This is a genomic window from Nocardiopsis sp. NPDC055824, assembly GCF_053616335.1.
The window spans coordinates 16,644-33,018 of record NZ_JBSHDN010000002.1 but is presented as its reverse complement, the minus strand read 5'-3'; the positions used below and the strand labels follow the sequence as shown (position 1 = coordinate 33,018).

Sequence of the window (16,375 nt, the reverse complement as noted above, 5' to 3'; positions counted from 1 at the left end):
TGACGTCCGTGTCGTCCGCGACGTTGCTCCGGCACGGGTGGGTTAAAGGGAGGCGCGGGCGATGGTGCCCGCGGTGAGGGTGGCCAGCATCTCCTGCAGAGCAGTCACGAAGTCCAGCTTGAACGCGGTGAGTGACGGGTCGGCCTGGTAGGCGGCGAGCATCGCCTCGGAGGGGCGGGAGTGCGTCCACACGGCACCGATGGCCATGATCATGGCCGCGATCAGCTGCGGTGCGCTGTTGCCCAGCTCGGGAAGGTGCCGGTGGGCCAACGCCGCTATCTCGGCGACGTTGGCCACGGCCGCGCGCTTGTAGCGGGCGGCCACCTCGGCGGAGACGTTGTGCTCCAGCACCCCCGCCTGCGCGCTCAGCAGGTCGCACAGGACCCGGCGCTCGGCGAGGGAGCCCGCGATGACGGTGGCGAACTGCTCCGTACGCCGGTCCACGGACGCCGCCTGGTCGATGCCGGCGTCGAGGAGGACGGGCAGGTCGGCGATCCACTGCTGCCAGGCACGGTCGAGCAGCTCCAGCAGGATCGCCTCGCGGGATTCGAAGTAGCGCAGCACGTTGGACTTCGCCAGCCCGACACGGCGGCTCAGTTCGTTGAGGCTGACGGCACTGGCGGGCATCTCCTCGAGCATGGTCGCGGTGGTGTCGAGGATGGCCTGGCGCCGTATCTCGCGCTGCTCCTCACTGCGCGCACGCTGGAAGTTCGTCATGCCCCAAGGATACAGACTGCCGGTCTTTTGACATCAGACCACCGGTCCCTTAACTTGGGGGCGCGCCACAGAAGACCTCCTGGCCGGGCAGCCGGTCGCCGTTCAGGCTGCTCCGCGCACCACTGTGAGTAGTTTCCTGCTTACACAAGGGGCTGTCGCGGCACCCCCTGAAAGCGAGAACACCATGAGCCCCGCCGCAAGCACCGAAGCGAACATCGCGGTCGTCAGACGCTTCGTCGACGAAGTCGTCAACGGAGGCGACCTCGACACGATCGACGAGCTCTGGGCCGACGACATGATCTGGCGCGGCGGCAGCCTGGGTGAGCACCACGGCATCGACGCCTACAAGAACTTCATGGCGGCCAACGCCGTCGGCGCCTTCACCGGCATGCACCTGGACGTCATCCAGGTCGTCGCGCAGGGCGACACCGTCGTGCTGCTGTTCACCAACAGCGGCACCCACACCGGCGCATTCATGGGCACCGCTCCCACCGGCAGGCACGCCCGATGGCTGGGCACCGCCGTGTACCGCATCAAGGACCACAAGATCGCCGAAGCCACCTTCGCCGAGGACATCCTCGGCATGCTCTTCCAGCTCGGCATCACGACCCTTCCGAGCGCCGCATGACCCGCGCGCAGCACACAACGAACCGGCGGAGAACCACAGAGATGAACCACTGGACGCCTGACAGCATCCCCGACCAGAGCGGCCGCACGGCGCTGATCACCGGCGGGAGCAGCGGGATCGGGCTCGAGACCGCGCGCGTCCTGGCCCGGCACGGGGCCCGCGTCATCCTGGCCGGACGCAGCCAGGCCAAGCTGGACCAGGCCGCGGAGGCCGTGCGCGCCTCCACTCCCGGGGCCCGGGTCGACACACTGCTGCTCGACCTGTCCGACCTCTCCTCCGTCCGCGACGCCGCCACGCGCATCGCCGAGACCGAGACGGTCGACCTGCTCTTCAACAACGCCGGCGTGATGAACCTGCCCGAGCGCCGGCTGACACGCGACGGTTTCGAGATGACGGTCGGCACCAACCACCTGGGCCACTTCGCCTTCGACGCCCAGGTCTGGCCCGCCGTGCGCCGCTCGTCCGCGCCGCGCGTGGTCACCGTCAGCGCCATCGCGGCGCGGTGGCCGACAGGCAGGCTCGAGGACCTGATGAGCGAGAAGGGCTACCGCGCCATGGGCGCCTACGCCAAGTCCAAGCGCGCCAACATCGTCTACACCCTCGAACTCGCGCGCCGCACGGCAGCCAGCCCCGTCGAGGCGCTCGTCGTCCACCCGGGGTCGGCGATGACCGGACTGCAGCAGCACGGCAGCGACGCTCTGAGCCGCCTGGTCACCCCGATCGCCGCACGCCTGCTCATGGGCTCGGCCGAGGGCGCGGCCTGGCCCTCCCTGTACGCGGCGACCAGTACGCGCGTCACCTCCGGAGAATTCATCGGCCCCGCCGGACGCGACCAGACCTCCGGCACCCCCAAGCCCGCCAAGCTCCCCACGGGCGCCGACGACCCCGCGCAGGGCAGATGGCTGTGGGCGGTGAGCGAGCAGCTCACCGGAGTCCCCTTCCACCCCGGGGCCGAAACAGCCCCCTAGACCCCCAAGGGTCGGCAGGTGGGAAGCACACCCTCGACCGACACCCCCACCCACGCAAGGAGTTGGACATGAACACCGGACTGATCCTCGGCGGAGGCGGCTTGGTCGGCATCGCCTGGGAGACCGGTGTGCTCGCCGCCCTGTGCGAGCACGCGGGATTCACCCCCTCGGCCTGCTCGGTCGCCGTCGGCACATCGGCCGGCGCCTACGTCGCGACGATGGCCATGGGCGGAGTCGACCTGGTCGAGCGCGCCCGCGCCGAACAGAGCGGCGCCCTGCTCACGTCACCGGCACCGCTCCCCGAACCAACCCCCGGCGCCACCACCGACACCGGTGGCGGCACCAGCGCGGTTCCACCGGACATCATGCGCCTGATGCTCTCCCCCGAAGGACCGGGCATCGATCGCGCCCGCGCCATCGGTCGTCTCGCCATGGCCGCCACACGCGACCTGGACCAAGACGCGGCCGTGCACCTGTTCCGGTCCCTGCTGCCGCTTTCGATCTGGCCGGAGGGCGACCTGCGCATCACCAGCGTGCGCTGTGAAACCGGCGAGACCGTGTTGTGGACACGAAGCGACGGCATTGACCTGGCCACAGCCGTCGCTTCCTCCTGCGCCGTACCCGGCTTCTTCCCACCGGTCCGATTCGACGGCGCCCATTACTGCGACGCCCCCCGCCTTCCCGGCGCCGCCGCGCTGGCCGAGGAGAAGAACCTCGACGCCATTATCTTCATCGGCCCTCGAGCGGGGGCACTCGCCAACGTGGCCGAAGACGCGGAACTCGACGAGCTCGAACGGCAGGGTCTACGCATCGTGAGGATCACCGACGGCCCGGACTTCACCGAGGTCGCCGGAGAACTCCTCGACCAACGACTGCGCCCCCGCGCCGCCCGGATCGGCCTGGAGGACGGCCGCAGAGCTGCCCCACAGGTCGCGGCGCTGCTGTGAGGGACACCCCACTCGGCTGTCGAAGCAGGGGGTCGTCGTGGAGCGCGGTGCGATCATCCAGTCCCTGGCGGGCCGGCACCGGGCTGAGGTCGGGTCGGACGACGAACTGCACCGCGATCCAGTACGCCGACCACAGGGCGCCCACCACCAGCACGGTCTCCACGGCCTTGGGAACCAACCCCATCGTGTGCTCCGTGTCCCGGGGGTCCACCCCCGCGTAGAGGGCTCCGCCCACCGCCAGGGGAGCGCACGCCGCCATCACGACCGTGATCAGCTCCCCGGTGACCGTGGCCGCCTGGCTGGGCTGGCCCCCTGCGACCTCATCCGTAGCCGGCTGGGCAAGCACTCGGGTGGTGGTCTTGTCGTGGAGCCCCGGGCCCGGACGAGGACCGGGGACACGGGTCCGTGGAGTCGGAATGGAGCGGCCGCAGGCGGCTACCCCTGCTGTGCCGGGGTCTGGCCGGTGTCGACGGATCCCGGGTGGCGGCTCCCGAGCAGCATGGCGATGAGGGCGGCGCCGAGCGCGAGCAGCACGGCGGCGGCGACGAGCGCGAACGAGAAGCCCTCCGTCGCGGCGAGCGACGGGCCGACCGCGCCGGTGAGGGCGTCGCTGCGGTGCACGGCCAGGGCGACCAGCACCGCCAGGCCCACAGCACCGCCCACCTGTTGGACGGAGCTGAAGAGAGCCGCGCCCAGGCCGGCGTTCTCCTCGGTGGTGCCAGTCACCGCGGCGACGGCCAGGGCGGGCAGGCTCAGGCCGCACCCGAGGCTCGTGACGAGCAGGCCGGGAAGCACACCGGACGCGTAACCGTCATCCGGCGCCACGCCGGACAACAGAAGCAGACCGGCCGCGCTGATCAGGAACGACACGATCAGGGTGCGGCGCATCCCGAACCTGAGCACCGCGCGGGAGGAGAGCCACAGGCCCACGAGGATTCCGGCGCCGTAGGGCAGGTAGGCGACACCCGCCTTGAGCGGGCCGTAGCCGAGAACGGTCTGCAGGTGGACCATCAGCAGGAAGGCCATCGCGTAGAAAGCGGCGGAGAACAGCAGGGCCGTGCCGTTGGCCACGGCACGGGGCCGGAAGGCCAGGAACGACAACGGCACCAGCGGCTCGGCCGTACGCGACTCGACCACGAGGAACGCCGCCGCCAAGGCGACGGCGAGGAGCAGCGGTCCCACGAAGGCCGTGCCGCCCCAGCCCGCCTCCCCGGCCCGGAGGAAACCGTAGACCAGGGACACGACGGCGCCGGTGCCCAGTACCGCACCTGGTACGTCCAGGCGTGCTCGGCGGGCGGCCCGGCTCTCGGGGACCACGCGGGGGAGCAGCACCAGGGCCAGAGCGGCCACGGGCAGGTTGATCAGGAAGATCCAGCGCCAGGAGGTGAGGTCGGTCAGCACACCGGAGACGACCAGCCCCATCGTGCCGCCCAGACCCGCGATGCCTCCCCAGATGCCCAGTGCCCCGGCGCGCTCCTCGGTGCCGGGGAACAGGAGTGTGATCAGGGACAGCGCCGCCGGGCCGGCCATGGCCGCGCCCGCCCCCTGGGCGAACCGTCCGGCCACGAGCTGCCATGGCTCCTGGGCCAGTCCGCAGGCGAGGCTCGCCGCACCGAACAGCGCCACGCCGCAGAGGAAGACGCGCCGTCGGCCCAGCAGGTCGGCCGCACGGCCGAACAGCAGCAGCAGCCCGCCGAAGGCGAGGAAGTACGCGTTGGCCACCCAGGCCAGACCCGCGGCGCCGAAGCCGAGCTCGTGCCGGATGCTGGGGAGGGCGACGCTCACCACCGTGTCGTCCAGGACGAGCATGAACTGCACGAAGCACAGCAGGAACAGCGCCAGCCGACGGCGGCCGGCGATCGCGGTGAGGGATGACGCCGAGGTCATGACGCACGCCCCTGCGGCGTGGTCGGCAGTTTCGTCCTGGAGGAGCGCCGTCGGCGCGGATGATTGATCGGCATGCGACGAAGCTACGCACGGGCCGTGTCGGCCACAATCCGCTATGAGGCCACATCGTGTCGAGTTGAGGCCATACCCTGGAGCGCATGAGCGAAGACGACTTGGGAGCCGTTCCACCCGGGGTGGGGACGATCGTCGTCGGGAGCTTCCCCCTGTCGTCGGGGCAGTGGATACCCCCGCACAGCCACACGAAGCACCAGTTGGCCTGGTCCCGACACGGTGTGCTCGGCATCGCCGTCGAGGACACCTACTGGGTCCTGCCGCCCACGCGGGCGCTGTGGGTGCCCGCGGGGGTCGTCCACCGGACCGGTGCGACCCGCGACGCGGTGCTGCGCTGTCTCTACCTCGAACCGGACCAGCGCGGTCTGGACTGGACGGAGCCCACACCGGTAGGCGTCAACGGACTGCTGGCCCACCTGATCGAACACCTCAGTCGGCAGGACCTCGCCGACGACGTACGGCTGCGGGCCGAGGCGGTCGTGCTGGACCTTCTGCACCCCCTGCCGACGATGCCCATCGACGTGCCCCGCCCCGTCGACGGCCGTGTGCGCGCCGTGGCCGACGCGCTGCTCGCCGATCCCGCGGACCGGCGGAGCCTCGAAGCCCACGCACGGGCCGTCGGAGTGAGCCGGCGCACCCATGTGCGGCTGCGCGCCGCCCTGCCGCTCCTGGCCGAAGGCCAATCCGTGGCCCGGGTCGCACACGCCACGGGGTACGCGACACCGAGCGCGTTCCTGGCGGCGTTCCGCCGAACCGTCGGCACCTCGCCGAGGCGCTACCTCGACGGCGACGCCGTCTTCGAGGCGTCCGACACGAGCCTCTAGTGCTGGTCGGGGCCGGTCTTCCGCCGACCGGTCGGCGGACGGGACGAGGCCGTCGCCCGCTGTGCAGCGCGGCGAGGAGGGGACCGGAGCGGCGCCGGGCCGTGCGCCGAACAGTCAGATGCGCCGGCCACCATGGCAGCGGCAGCGGCGGCCCCGTCGCACTCCGGCGCCCGACCGTCCACAGCACCGAGCCCCCTGACGGAACTGGGTTCCCCGTGCCCGACCGCCTCACCCCGGCACGATTCGTCGCCCTCTACGAGCTGGACGCCGTAGCCGGGATCCTCGACCTCCGCGACATCCCTCCCGACCGGCGGCGTCAGGAGTGGTTGATCGACGCCGGGCTCTTCGCACGGTGCGGAAGCGCCGACCCCGACCACGCCTTCCGTCTCAGGCGGGCCTCGCCGTGGTGCGGGAGCACCTGACGTACCCGGAGGAGCGCGATCGCGCGCGGTTGCCGCACCGTTCCGGGAACGAGTACGGCATTCAGCGCGACATCCCGTACTCCCGCGCCCGCCTGGACGCGGCTCTGGCCCGGCGCGCAGTGCCTGGCCGCCCCGCCCGCGGGACCCGCGATCCCCGAATGGCGGTTCGGGCAGGGGACGAAGGCGTGGTCCGGGGCTCCTTCCGACGTGCTCGCGGCAGCGGCCGCGCCACAGGAGTCCGGGCACACGCCCGTGGCCTTCGTGGGGGCACGCACGAGGCGGGAGGTCCGAAGGGCTTCTACGTGGAGCCGCGCGGGGGGCTTCCTGTACGTGTACCACGTCGAGGCAGGCCGGTCGGCTCGCGAGGACGGGGCGTGGTTCACGGCAGAGCCGGACGGCTACGCGGACGCGCCGCGCGAGGCCGGATGGAGTGCGGAGCCGGGCGCCTGCCGGTGCGTCCACGTCCGGGCGCCCGGCCAGGGCGGCGACGCCGGGAACGGTGGAGGTCGTGGTTCCCCGCGGGGACGCTGCGACACAGGTGGGATCGGCCTGCCCGACCTCGGAGTGAGCGACGGCGGGTGGGCGGCGGGCGTCGACCCCTGGGCGCGGTGTCCGACGGCACCGACGGGGCGGCCCGCCCGTCGGATGACCTGACCGGAGGGCGCGAAGCGCCGTCAGTCCAGCTGCTCCTCGATCTTCGCCAGCTGCAGGGCCGGCCACCTCGCGACCATGTCCCGCTCCTCCTGTTCGCCCACCTGGTCGCTTCCGGCCCAGACGATGGACTCGACGACCACCGGCCCGGTCCGGACGGCCATGACCGTGACGCCCGGGACCTCGAACACCACGCCCGCGTCACCCAGATCGGACGGGCGCTTCTCGAAGTCCGAGAGTTTGCCGGAGGTACGGCGCTGGTCTGCCGTCAGCCCGTTCCACACGGCCTCCGCAGCCTTCTCGTCGTCGTAGGACAGGACGCGGAAGAACACGTTCTCCGACTGTTCGAGCACGACCATGCCCACACCGCGCACCTGCCGGCACGCCCAGCCGTCGCCTTCCTCCCGCCACGTCCGGCACTGCTCGTCCAGGTCGGCTTCGGCCAGTACGGAACGCCCCTCGTCGTTGTCGGGCGACACCGACAGGGTGCCGGTGAGCCCGTCGTAGGGGATGAACCCCGGCAGGTCCCGCTCGGTCGGGAGTACCGTGTCGAAGTCCGTGGCGTCGAGCGTGGGCGCGGGCCACAGCAGATAAGCGCCGAGGCCGACCAGTGCGGACACGGCGGTCACCACACCGATCAGCGCGCGGCGGCGCGTCGTTCGAGCCATGCCGGTCATGAACACCTTCCGGAGCGGGGGCCGGGCGCGGCCACGCTACAGCCGCGCCCGGCCCGGTGGGAGGCGAAGGCCGCATTCGGCCATGAAAAGTCCCGTGCCACGCCCCGTCTGCCGTGCCGACCCAACGCCGCACTTCCTCGGCCGGACGCGGTGGAGACGGCCGGCGGCGACCACGGCCGGGGCGACGGGACCGCGCAGGGAGAGAACAGGTGGTCGTCCGCCTCGAAGACGCGCTCGACGTCTTCTTCCACACTCCCGGGAGCCGAGGGCCGGGGCTGCGGGTGGAGGGGAAGCGACGCGGAGCGCACGGTCCCGCTCCGGTTGTTCCTCACGATCCGGCTCCGGGGGGGGCGGAGGGAACGACGCAGCCTTCGACCGCCGCTGAGCTGGGGGGCAGGCCTGCGGGCGGAGCGGTGTCAGCCGTGGTGCCCGGCATCCCCGGCCGGGGGCTCGGCGCCGGGGGCGAAGCCGTGCCGGGCCAGCACCGATCCCCGGTCGGGTCGGACGACGAACTGCACCGCGATCCAGTACGCCGACCACAGGGCGCCCACCACCAGCACGGTCTCCACGGCCTTGGGAACCAACCCCATCGTGTACTCCGTGCCCCAGGGGTCCACCCCCGCGTAGAGGGCTCCGCCCACCGCCAGGGGAGCACACGCCGCCATCACGGCCATGAGCGCGACCAGGCCCCAGGCGAAGCGGCGCACCGCGAACCAGCGCCCGGTCGCGTCGTCGCGGGCCCACATCCGGTACCGGTAGGGGAGCCGGGAGCCGAAGAGGCGGTAACCGGCCCACGCCCACAGCGGCGGCCTCTCGCGCAGGCGTGTGCGCACCCCCGCCAGGGCCAGCCCCCGCAGTTCGGCGCGGTCCACCGTGGTCGCGCCGGGGGCGCGCAGCTCCAGTGCGGTGGCCACGATCTCCTCGCCGCGGCTCTCGCGGTAGTGGCGCGGGTACCAGCGCAGTGCCCGGCGCAGCTGCTGTTCGTAGGCGTCCATCGGTCAGGCTCCTCCTGGCTGGGGGCGGGGGCCGGGGTTGAGCAGGCGGTGGGCGAGATCGGCGAGGCGGGCCATGCGCTCGGTCTCGGCGGCCAGGACCGCGTGTCCCTGGCCGGTGAGCCGGTAGTAGCGGCGGTTGCGCCCGTTGACGACCTCCTCGCCCGCGGCCTCGACCAGACCCTGGTCGCCCAAGCGGTCCAGGGCCCCGTACAGGGTGCCGGCGCCGAGCTTGACCTTGTCCTCGGACAGCCGGCGCACGGAGGTGATGATCCCGTAGCCGTGGGTGGGCCCCTCGGTCAGGGCCAGGAGGACGAGGTAGCTCTGCTCACTCAACTTCATACAGAGAATATATATCAGGAGACGACATATTAAGTCCAGGGGTACGTGTTGGCAAGCGGTCGTGGTGCCCCTGGGATGTCTGTTGCTCATTGTGACGATTCCCGTCCGTAATAGGACACAGGGTTACGAAATCGGCCCTGGGTCCTCTACGTTGAGTGCGGCGCGTCACCGAGAGACCTCGGTCCGCACGCGCTCGCCTCCTCTGAACCGGAGCTCCCCTTGCGCATGAAGACCCTCCCCGCCCCCGTCCTGGTCGGCCTCACGGCTACCGGACTGTTCGCGACCGTCGCTCCCGCCGACGCCTTTCCTCTGCCGCGGTACTGATTCCCCGACCCGTTCACCTCCCCGAGTTCCGCCCGCTCCGCCGCGCCTCATGCGCGGCGCACAGAGGCCTCGTCACATCAGGTGGGAATGGCAACGATGGTAAGAATCCACTTCACCAGCACCGACTTCGCGCGAACCGTGGTGGCGGCGGAGCCCGACCCCATGTGGGAGACGCTGCTCAGCCTTCACATGCTCCAGAGCCGGGACGGGCGCAGGGTGTTCGGACCCTGGCGCCGCACTCTTGGCGGGGTCCCTTCCGAGTCGCTGCGCGACGTGCTGCCCCTGGTGCCCCCGCGCGGTTACTCTCCCGACTTCCTCACCCCCGCGGGGGTCATCGGACACGTGGAGGAGGGGATCGACGTCCTCGCGGGCACACCGCGCTCTCGACTGCGCGGCGACCTGGAGGTCCTCGGACGCGACCGGAGGCTGCCCGGATGGAGCTCGGACCTGGCGAGGGGGAGCACGGGCGCCCTTCGCAGGCTCACGGGCGCCTTGCGCGACCACCACGACCGCGCCCTGGCGCCCCACTGGGACTCCATCCGCCGGCATGTCCACGCCGACCGGGCCCTGCGCGCCCGCACGCTGCTCCAGGGAGGCGTCGACTCCCTGCTCTCCGGCCTGAGCCCGGCCCTGGACTGGCAGTCCCCCGTGCTGGAGATGCGGAGTCTGCTCACCGACCGGGACCTGCACCTGGACGGGCGAGGACTGCGCCTGATCCCGTCCTTCTTCTGTTGGCGCGCTCCCATTCTGCTCCGGGATCCCTCCCTGCCGCCCGTCCTGGTCTACCCCGTCGACCACGACGCGGTGGAGGCCGACTGGATCTCAGGCGTGCGGGGGCGCCGTGGCGACGAGGCGCTGGGAAACCTCCTCGGCCGGACCCGGGCCGAGGTCCTGTGCACAGTGGCCCGTCACGGACACTCCACCACCCAGGTGGCCCGCCACGTCGGCGTCTCCATGGCGACCGCGAGTCAGCACCTGAGCGTGCTGCGGGAGAACGGCCTGGTCGCCACCCACCGGCTCGGCTCCTCCGCGCACCACACCGCCACACCCCTGGGGCGTGGTCTGTGCGGTGGTTGAGCGGTGGTCTGGCTCCGCGCTGTGTCGGTGCCGCCGTAGACCTCCGCTTCCCGGACGCCTTGATCCCGACCGGTGGGGTGGAGGGCCCCGCTGCGGGGAGGACTCGTCTCCGGGAATCCCTCCTAACTGCGGATTTCGGGCACGGTCGAAGGTTGTTGCCGGTCTACAGTCGTCGAGCGGAGGATATTGACAACAGCCGGAGCCCGCTCCGAGAGCGGCAGACGGACCCATGCCTCCTGTGAAAGTGGAGCCCCCATGCGAATGAAGACCCTACTCACCCCTGCCTTGGTCGGCCTCAGGGCCATCGGCCCGTTCGCTGCTTCCGCCGCTCATGCTCAGTCCATTCCATTGGTCTCCACGGCATGTGGCTTCACCGAGGCCGGAGGGATTTTCTGAATCGAGAACTGCGGCAGCGTCGACTTCTGGTTCCATGTTGACTACGCCCCGCCCAAGTCCGACCGGGTCCGCACTTCAGCGGACACCGCTCCCGCGAAGCGGCGGCCGACCGTGACGCCCGCCCGGCTCCGGTTCGCGACCACCGCGCAATGCGTTTTGTCCGACCCCGCGGCGGCGCGGGATAGTCTGCTCGGGTGTTCGAGACAACGGCGTGGAAGGAGCGCGTGCTCCGCCCCGTGCGAAGAGTGAGAGCGGCCGACGCCCTGCTCCCAGCGGCCTTCGTGGCCCTGTCCTTCGTCCCCGGGGTCGCCCACCAGGGGGTCGATCTGGTGGAACTGCCGGACGACCGGTCCCTGGACACCCTGGGTCTGGCCCTCATCGCCGCCCAGGCCGCGCCCCTCGCCCTCCGGCGCCGGTTCCCCCTCACCTGCCTGGTCGTGGTCGCCGCCGCGTTCACCGCCTTCCAACTGCTGCGCTACCCCAACGCCTTCGCCTCCCTCGCGCTGATCGTGGCCCTGTACACCGCCGGCACGCGCCCGCCGCGCCGCCCCGTGCCGGTGATCGCGGGGGCGGTCGCCGCCTACGCGCTCGTCTGCTCCTTCCTGCACCTCGCGGGCTCGCGCGCCACCGTGGCCGACTACTTCGCCTTCGGCCTCGTCCTGGCCGCGTGCTGCGCTCTCGGCGGGTGGGTCCGCGCCCGGGCCCTGGACGCGGAGGAGCGCCGCCGCCGCGCGGAGGCGGACGCCGCCGCCGCCGAACGGGCCCGTATCGCCCGCGACCTGCACGACGTCGTCACCCACCACGTCACCTCGATGGTGGTCCAGGCCGACACGGCGGGCTACCTGCTGGGGCGGTCCGACCGGGTGGGAACCACTCTGACCAGCATCGGGGAGACGGGGCGGCGCGCCCTGGACGATCTCCGGCACCTGCTCGGAGTCCTGGACGCGCGCGAGGAACCGACCGCTCCCTCCCTCGGCGAACTCGCCGGCCTCGTCGAGCGCTCCCGCAGGGCCGGGCAGAACGTGGACCTGGTCGAGGACGGCGAGCCCCGGCCGATGCGCCCCCAGGAGGAGGAAGCCCTGTACCGCGTCGTCCAGGAGTCCGTCACGAACGCGCTCAAGCACGCGCCCGACAGGCACGTCGTCGTCCGCATCGACCACGGGGACGACGCGGTGGGCGCGCGGATCACCACCGGGGGCGGCGCCCCTCCGGCCGAGGGGACCGGACCGCCTCGGCCCCATCCTGGCGGCGGTCGCGGCCTGACGGGCCTGCGGGAGAGGGTCGGCGCCGTCGGCGGGGAGCTGCGCGCGGGTCCCTCCGACGACGGGGGCTTCACGGTGCACGCCAACATCCCCAGGGGGGAGAAGTGAACGGTGGTTCGCCCATCCGTGTCGTGGTCTGCGAGGACGACGAGCTGGTGCGCGCCGGGTACGCCGCGGTGCTCGACGCCCAGCCGGACATGGTCGTGGTGGGGCAGGCCGGCGACGGCGCCGAGGCGGTGAGCGTCATCCGGGACCTGCGGCCCGACGTCGCGGTGATGGACATCCACATGCCTGGTCTGAGCGGTATCGAGGTGACCGCACGCCTGGCGGAGCCGCCGGACCCCCACCCGGTGCGGGTCCTGGTGGTGACCACCTTCAACCTGGACGAATACGTCTACGAGGCACTGCGGGCGGGAGCGAGCGGGTTCCTGCTGAAGGACGCCCCGCTGCACGAGGTGATCGCGGGCGTGCGCACGGTCGCCCGGGGGGAGGCCCTGCTGGCGCCGGCGGTGACCCGGCGGCTCATCGGCGAGTACGCCCTGCGGATCCGACCCGCCGACCCCGCCCCTCCACCGGTGCACACCGAGCCGCTGACCGGGCGCGAGCACGAGGTGCTGCTCCTCATGGCGGAGGGACTGTCCAACGGGGAGATCGCCGAGCGGATGACGATCGCGCACGAGACCGTCAAGACCCACGTGTCGCGGATCCTCACCAAACTCCGGTTGCGCGACCGGGTCCAGGCCGTCGTGTTCGCCTACCGCTCGGGGCTGGTGCGGCAGGGCTGAGAGCCGGGTCCCCCTTCCGAGCTACCGAATCGCGCTCGCGCGGGCGATGTGGCCGAGGGGGCTCCTTTTCTAGCCTGGGAACCGGTCGGAGCGCCCCCCGCGCTCCGCGTTCCAGGAAGTGGTCCCGACATGTCCCACGACGCCGCACCCGCGTCCACCCCCCGCAGGCTCCGGCAAGTGGCTCCGCGCTTGTTGCTCCTCCTGCTCCTGTTCGGCGTCCTGGCCGCGCTCATCCCCGGTGTGACGAGCGCGGTGGGCACAACGGTGTGGGCCCTGCCCGTCGGCGTCGCGGCGGCGGCCCTGGGCCTGTGGGCCTACCGGCTCGCGATCCGCCGGATCGAGGGGAGGGAGCCGCTGGAGCTCTCCCGCGAGGGGGCGGCCCGCGGACTCGGATGGGGGACGGCGGCCGGCCTCGGCGTGTTCACCGCGACCATCGCGGTCATCGCCGTCTTCGGGGGCTACCGGATCACCGGCTGGGGATCGTTCGAGGCGTTCCTCGCCGTGTGCGGACTGATGTGCGCGGTCGCGGTCGCGGAGGAGCTGCTGTTCCGCGGGGTGCTCTTCCGCGTCGTGGAGGAGGTCTCCGGCACCTGGGGAGCGCTCGCCGTCAGCTCCGTGCTCTTCGGCGGACTGCACCTGGTGAACCCGAACGCGACCCTGTGGGGCGCGCTGGCCATCGCCCTGGAGGCCGGTCTCATGCTCGGCGCCGCCTATGTGGCCACGCGCTCCCTGTGGCTGCCGATCGGTCTGCACCTCGGCTGGAACACGGCGCAGGCCGGGGTCTTCGGCACCGCCGTCTCCGGCAGCGAGGACGCGTTCGCCGGGCTGTTCGCCGGGGAGACGAGCGGGCCCACCGCGCTCAGCGGGGGCGCCTTCGGCCCCGAGGGCAGTGTCTTCGCGGTGCTGCTCTGCGGCGCGGTCACGGCGTACCTGCTGCGCGTGGCCCACCGCAGGGGCCACATCGTGCCCCGGCCCGCGCGCCGGGCCTGAGCTCCCGGTCGTCGGCTGCGTCGCCGAACGGCGAGGGGTCCCCGGTCGGCCCGGGGGTGGTCGCGATCCCGCGTCGGACGGGGACGTGGCCCCAGGGGGGCGGTCCGCGAACTGCTGAAGGGCCTGCGTGCTGCCGTCCGGGAGGGGCGCTGTGCCACGGGCCGGACGGACTCGCGCCGCCCCTTCCGCATGGGTCCGCGCGGGTAGCAGCAGCCCCAGGCACGGGATTCCGTGAGGGAGACGGAGGTGAGGACCTCGGCGCACAGCGCGTCGAGGTCCTCGCGGAGTTCTTCCACAGGGGCCGGGTCCACGCGCCCGTCACGACAACGCCCGTCGCCGCCCGGCCGCGGAGGCGGAGGCCGCCCCTCCTGGGGGCGGCCTCCGTGTGTCAGCCCTCGTCGTCCATGGGCTCCTCGTCCATTCCCTCGTCCATGGGATCCTCTGACATGTCGTCGCCCATGGGGTCCTCCGACATGTCGTCCTCCCCGGACTCCTCCGTCATCTCCTCGGACATGTCATCGGTCATCTCCTCCGACATGTCCTCGTCCGCGGGACCGTCGGTCATCTCCTCGGAGTCCACCGAGTCCCCCTCTCCCCCTGCCGTGTTCTCGCAGGCGGCCAGACCGAGGACGGCGGTGACGGCGATCGCGCCGGCGGCCAGCAGTGTGCGGCTCCGGTGAAAAGTCGTGGGCATGGTGTCTTCTCCTTCTCGTCATGTGCGTTTCCCGCCCGGCTCGCGGTCCGAGCCGGGTGTTCCTCACGGGCGGCTCAGACCACCGTCACGGTGATGCGGTGGTGTCCGGTGGCGCCGGCGGGCGCCGGGGCCGCCCGGTCGGGGGTCTGTACTCGCCCGGCCCGGTCGGTGGCGCGGACGGTGATCGTGTGCTCTCCGGGTTCGGCTTCCCACTCCAGGACCCATTGGCGCCAGGTGTCGGTGCTCCCCTCCGGGGCGAGTTCGGCCTCGGTCCAGGACCCGTCGTCGACGCTGACCTCGACCCGGTCGACGCCGGTGCCCTGTGCCCAGGCCACTCCCGCGACCGCGATCCGGCCCCGCTCCGGGCTCGCCCCGTCGCGCGGGGTGTCCACGCGCGACTGGGTCCTGATCGGGCCGCGCTCGGCCCACCCCCGCGGGACCCAGTAGGCGTCGAAGGACGCGAAGGTGGTGAGTTCGACGTCGACGATCCACTTGCAGGCCGAAACGTAGCCGTAGAGGCCGGGGACGACCATGCGGACGGGAAAGCCGTGCTCGTGTGACAGGGGGCGTCCGTTCATGCCCACGGCCAGGAGGGCGTCGCGCCCGTCCGTGACGTCGGCGACCGGGGTGCCGATGGTCATGCCGTCCTCGGACCTGGACACCAGTTGGTCGGCGGGCCCGCCCTCGTCGGGCGAGCGCACCCCGGCCTCGGCGAGCAGGGAGGCGAGCGGGACGCCGAGCCAGCGCGCGTTGCCCAGATAGCCGCCGCCCACCGGGTTGGACACGCAGGTGAGCGTGATGTCCCTTTCGCACAGGTCGGCGTGGCGGAGGAGGTCGTCGTAGGCGAGGACGAGCTCCCAGCGCACGCCGAGGCCGTGGATCCGCAGGGACCAGGTGGAGGCGTCGATGCGGGGGACCGAGAGCGCGGTGTCGATGCGGTAGAAGTCGCTGCCGGGGGTGAAGTACGGGGCGAGGCCGTCGATTTCCAGGTCCACCCCCTCGGGCAGGGGCGCGGCCCTGTCGGCGGGCGCCGGCAGACGGACGGTGGCCGGGGTGAGGCCGCCGCCGGAGATCCCGGCGGACAGCAGGCGGGCGCCGGCGCCGACTCCGGCCGCGGCGGCCGTGGCCGCTCCGGCGAGGAGGACGAAGCGACGCCGGTCGGGACCGCCCGCGGCGCCCGGAGCGGTTCGGCCGCCCCGTAGTGTGCGGATCGACCAGGTGAGGACGCCCGCGAAGACGACCGTTCCCGCGGCGGTGGGCAGGGCGTCGAGCGGAACGGCGTCGGGACGGCTGAGTGCGGCGGTCAGACCGGCGCCGGCGAACAGTGCGGCGCCCGCCGCCCCGAGGACGGGGCGCCGGGACGCCGCCGCGCCGATCAGGGCCGCCGCGCAGGCGAGGAGGACCCCGATGCCGGTGAGCAGCGCCACCTTGTCCGCAGTGCCGAAGAGGTCGACGGCGAACTGCTTGAGGGGGAGGGGGACCAGGTCGATGACACCGGCGCCGACGGCCTGGACCGGCGTGGCGGTCGGGCGTGACAGAACCGCTCCGACGACTTCGGCCGCGGCCAGGGCGACCGCTGCGGACACGAGTCCGGCCAGGGAGGCCGAGCCCGTGGGGATGCGTCGTGGTGTGTCGGTCATGCCCTTGGTTCGGTGCCGGACCGGCGAGGGCGACTCCGCATTCGGTAACGAAGAGGTGACGAATGCGGAGCGGCGGTCTC

Annotated in this window: 17 protein-coding genes; 10 read left to right on the top strand and 7 right to left on the bottom strand. The window is 72.3% G+C overall.

Annotation, left to right across the window (positions count from 1 at the left end; all coding sequences use genetic code 11):
• Positions 1–42: 42 nt before the first annotated feature.
• Positions 43–717, bottom strand: a complete 675-nt coding sequence (locus ACWGL3_RS00960) for a TetR family transcriptional regulator (protein ID WP_452460627.1) — start codon at positions 715–717, stop codon at positions 43–45.
• A 184-nt stretch (positions 718–901) separates the two neighbouring features.
• On the opposite strand from ACWGL3_RS00960, the gene ACWGL3_RS00955 reads away from it, so the two are divergent.
• From ACWGL3_RS00955 to ACWGL3_RS00940, 4 genes are all read left to right on the top strand, one after another.
• Positions 902–1,345: an ester cyclase gene (locus ACWGL3_RS00955; RefSeq protein ID WP_452460626.1), complete on the top strand. Its 444-nt coding sequence runs from the start codon at positions 902–904 to the stop codon at positions 1,343–1,345.
• A 41-nt stretch (positions 1,346–1,386) separates the two neighbouring features.
• Positions 1,387–2,313: an oxidoreductase gene (locus ACWGL3_RS00950; RefSeq protein WP_452460625.1), complete on the top strand. Its 927-nt coding sequence runs from the start codon at positions 1,387–1,389 to the stop codon at positions 2,311–2,313.
• 68 nt (positions 2,314–2,381) lie between these two features.
• Positions 2,382–3,260, top strand: a complete 879-nt coding sequence (locus ACWGL3_RS00945) for a patatin-like phospholipase family protein (RefSeq protein WP_452460624.1) — start codon at positions 2,382–2,384, stop codon at positions 3,258–3,260.
• Between the two features lie 47 nt (positions 3,261–3,307).
• Positions 3,308–3,481: a hypothetical protein gene (locus ACWGL3_RS00940; RefSeq protein WP_452460623.1), complete on the top strand. Its 174-nt coding sequence runs from the start codon at positions 3,308–3,310 to the stop codon at positions 3,479–3,481.
• 214 nt (positions 3,482–3,695) lie between these two features.
• Here the strand turns inward: ACWGL3_RS00940 and ACWGL3_RS00935 are convergent, their stop codons facing one another.
• The gene (locus ACWGL3_RS00935) at positions 3,696–5,147 is read right to left on the bottom strand and encodes an MFS transporter (RefSeq protein ID WP_452460622.1); all 1,452 of its coding nucleotides are present in this window, start codon (positions 5,145–5,147) and stop codon (positions 3,696–3,698) included.
• Positions 5,148–5,305: 158 nt separating this feature from the next.
• Between ACWGL3_RS00935 and ACWGL3_RS00930 the strand changes: the two genes are divergently transcribed.
• The gene (locus ACWGL3_RS00930; RefSeq protein WP_452460621.1) at positions 5,306–6,043 is read left to right on the top strand and encodes a helix-turn-helix domain-containing protein; all 738 of its coding nucleotides are present in this window, start codon (positions 5,306–5,308) and stop codon (positions 6,041–6,043) included.
• 215 nt (positions 6,044–6,258) lie between these two features.
• A complete protein-coding gene (locus ACWGL3_RS00925; protein WP_452460620.1) occupies positions 6,259–6,465 on the top strand; it encodes a hypothetical protein in 207 nt (68 codons plus the stop codon).
• Positions 6,466–7,139: 674 nt separating this feature from the next.
• Here the strand turns inward: ACWGL3_RS00925 and ACWGL3_RS00920 are convergent.
• The 3 genes from ACWGL3_RS00920 to ACWGL3_RS00910 all read right to left on the bottom strand — a co-directional run bounded on the left by ACWGL3_RS00920 (position 7,140) and on the right by ACWGL3_RS00910 (position 9,127).
• On the bottom strand, positions 7,140–7,784 hold the full coding sequence (locus tag ACWGL3_RS00920; protein ID WP_452460619.1) for a hypothetical protein: 645 nt from the start codon (positions 7,782–7,784) through the stop codon (positions 7,140–7,142).
• Between the two features lie 425 nt (positions 7,785–8,209).
• Entirely contained in the window at positions 8,210–8,788 is a 579-nt protein-coding gene (locus ACWGL3_RS00915; protein ID WP_452460618.1) for a hypothetical protein, read from the bottom strand.
• Positions 8,789–8,791: 3 nt separating this feature from the next.
• The gene (locus ACWGL3_RS00910; protein ID WP_267944832.1) at positions 8,792–9,127 is read right to left on the bottom strand and encodes a PadR family transcriptional regulator; all 336 of its coding nucleotides are present in this window, start codon (positions 9,125–9,127) and stop codon (positions 8,792–8,794) included.
• A 420-nt stretch (positions 9,128–9,547) separates the two neighbouring features.
• Between ACWGL3_RS00910 and ACWGL3_RS00905 the strand changes: the two genes are divergently transcribed.
• The 4 genes from ACWGL3_RS00905 (at position 9,548) to ACWGL3_RS00890 (ending at position 13,961) form a co-directional block, all read left to right on the top strand.
• Positions 9,548–10,528, top strand: a complete 981-nt coding sequence (locus ACWGL3_RS00905) for an ArsR/SmtB family transcription factor (protein WP_267944831.1) — start codon at positions 9,548–9,550, stop codon at positions 10,526–10,528.
• Positions 10,529–11,118: 590 nt separating this feature from the next.
• Entirely contained in the window at positions 11,119–12,294 is a 1,176-nt protein-coding gene (locus tag ACWGL3_RS00900; RefSeq protein WP_267944830.1) for a sensor histidine kinase, read from the top strand.
• Positions 12,291–12,971, top strand: a complete 681-nt coding sequence (locus ACWGL3_RS00895) for a response regulator (RefSeq protein WP_267944829.1) — start codon at positions 12,291–12,293, stop codon at positions 12,969–12,971. The genes ACWGL3_RS00900 and ACWGL3_RS00895 overlap by 4 nt, the downstream gene beginning before the upstream one ends.
• Positions 12,972–13,148: 177 nt before the next feature.
• Positions 13,149–13,961: a CPBP family intramembrane glutamic endopeptidase gene (locus ACWGL3_RS00890; protein ID WP_267944828.1), complete on the top strand. Its 813-nt coding sequence runs from the start codon at positions 13,149–13,151 to the stop codon at positions 13,959–13,961.
• A 388-nt stretch (positions 13,962–14,349) separates the two neighbouring features.
• On the opposite strand, the gene ACWGL3_RS00885 is transcribed toward ACWGL3_RS00890, so the two are convergent.
• The gene (locus tag ACWGL3_RS00885; protein WP_267944827.1) at positions 14,350–14,655 is read right to left on the bottom strand and encodes a hypothetical protein; all 306 of its coding nucleotides are present in this window, start codon (positions 14,653–14,655) and stop codon (positions 14,350–14,352) included.
• A 74-nt stretch (positions 14,656–14,729) separates the two neighbouring features.
• Entirely contained in the window at positions 14,730–16,295 is a 1,566-nt protein-coding gene (locus ACWGL3_RS00880; RefSeq protein ID WP_267944826.1) for a molybdopterin-dependent oxidoreductase, read from the bottom strand.
• Positions 16,296–16,375: the final 80 nt, after the last annotated feature.

What these genes read in the sequence shown, in the direction of transcription:
- ACWGL3_RS00945 (WP_452460624.1), top strand. Translation starts at nt 2,382, where the DNA reads ATGAACACCGGACTGATCCTCGGCGGAGGCGGCTTGGTCGGCATCGCC.
- ACWGL3_RS00905 (WP_267944831.1), top strand. Translation starts at nt 9,548, where the DNA reads ATGGTAAGAATCCACTTCACCAGCACCGACTTCGCGCGAACCGTGGTG.
- ACWGL3_RS00960 (WP_452460627.1), bottom strand. Translation starts at nt 717, where the DNA reads ATGACGAACTTCCAGCGTGCGCGCAGTGAGGAGCAGCGCGAGATACGG.
- ACWGL3_RS00920 (WP_452460619.1), bottom strand. Translation starts at nt 7,784, where the DNA reads ATGGCTCGAACGACGCGCCGCCGCGCGCTGATCGGTGTGGTGACCGCC.
- ACWGL3_RS00950 (WP_452460625.1), top strand. Translation starts at nt 1,387, where the DNA reads ATGAACCACTGGACGCCTGACAGCATCCCCGACCAGAGCGGCCGCACG.
- ACWGL3_RS00930 (WP_452460621.1), top strand. Translation starts at nt 5,306, where the DNA reads ATGAGCGAAGACGACTTGGGAGCCGTTCCACCCGGGGTGGGGACGATC.
- ACWGL3_RS00935 (WP_452460622.1), bottom strand. Translation starts at nt 5,147, where the DNA reads ATGACCTCGGCGTCATCCCTCACCGCGATCGCCGGCCGCCGTCGGCTG.
- ACWGL3_RS00955 (WP_452460626.1), top strand. Translation starts at nt 902, where the DNA reads ATGAGCCCCGCCGCAAGCACCGAAGCGAACATCGCGGTCGTCAGACGC.
- ACWGL3_RS00880 (WP_267944826.1), bottom strand. Translation starts at nt 16,295, where the DNA reads ATGACCGACACACCACGACGCATCCCCACGGGCTCGGCCTCCCTGGCC.
- ACWGL3_RS00910 (WP_267944832.1), bottom strand. Translation starts at nt 9,127, where the DNA reads ATGAAGTTGAGTGAGCAGAGCTACCTCGTCCTCCTGGCCCTGACCGAG.
- ACWGL3_RS00915 (WP_452460618.1), bottom strand. Translation starts at nt 8,788, where the DNA reads ATGGACGCCTACGAACAGCAGCTGCGCCGGGCACTGCGCTGGTACCCG.
- ACWGL3_RS00885 (WP_267944827.1), bottom strand. Translation starts at nt 14,655, where the DNA reads ATGCCCACGACTTTTCACCGGAGCCGCACACTGCTGGCCGCCGGCGCG.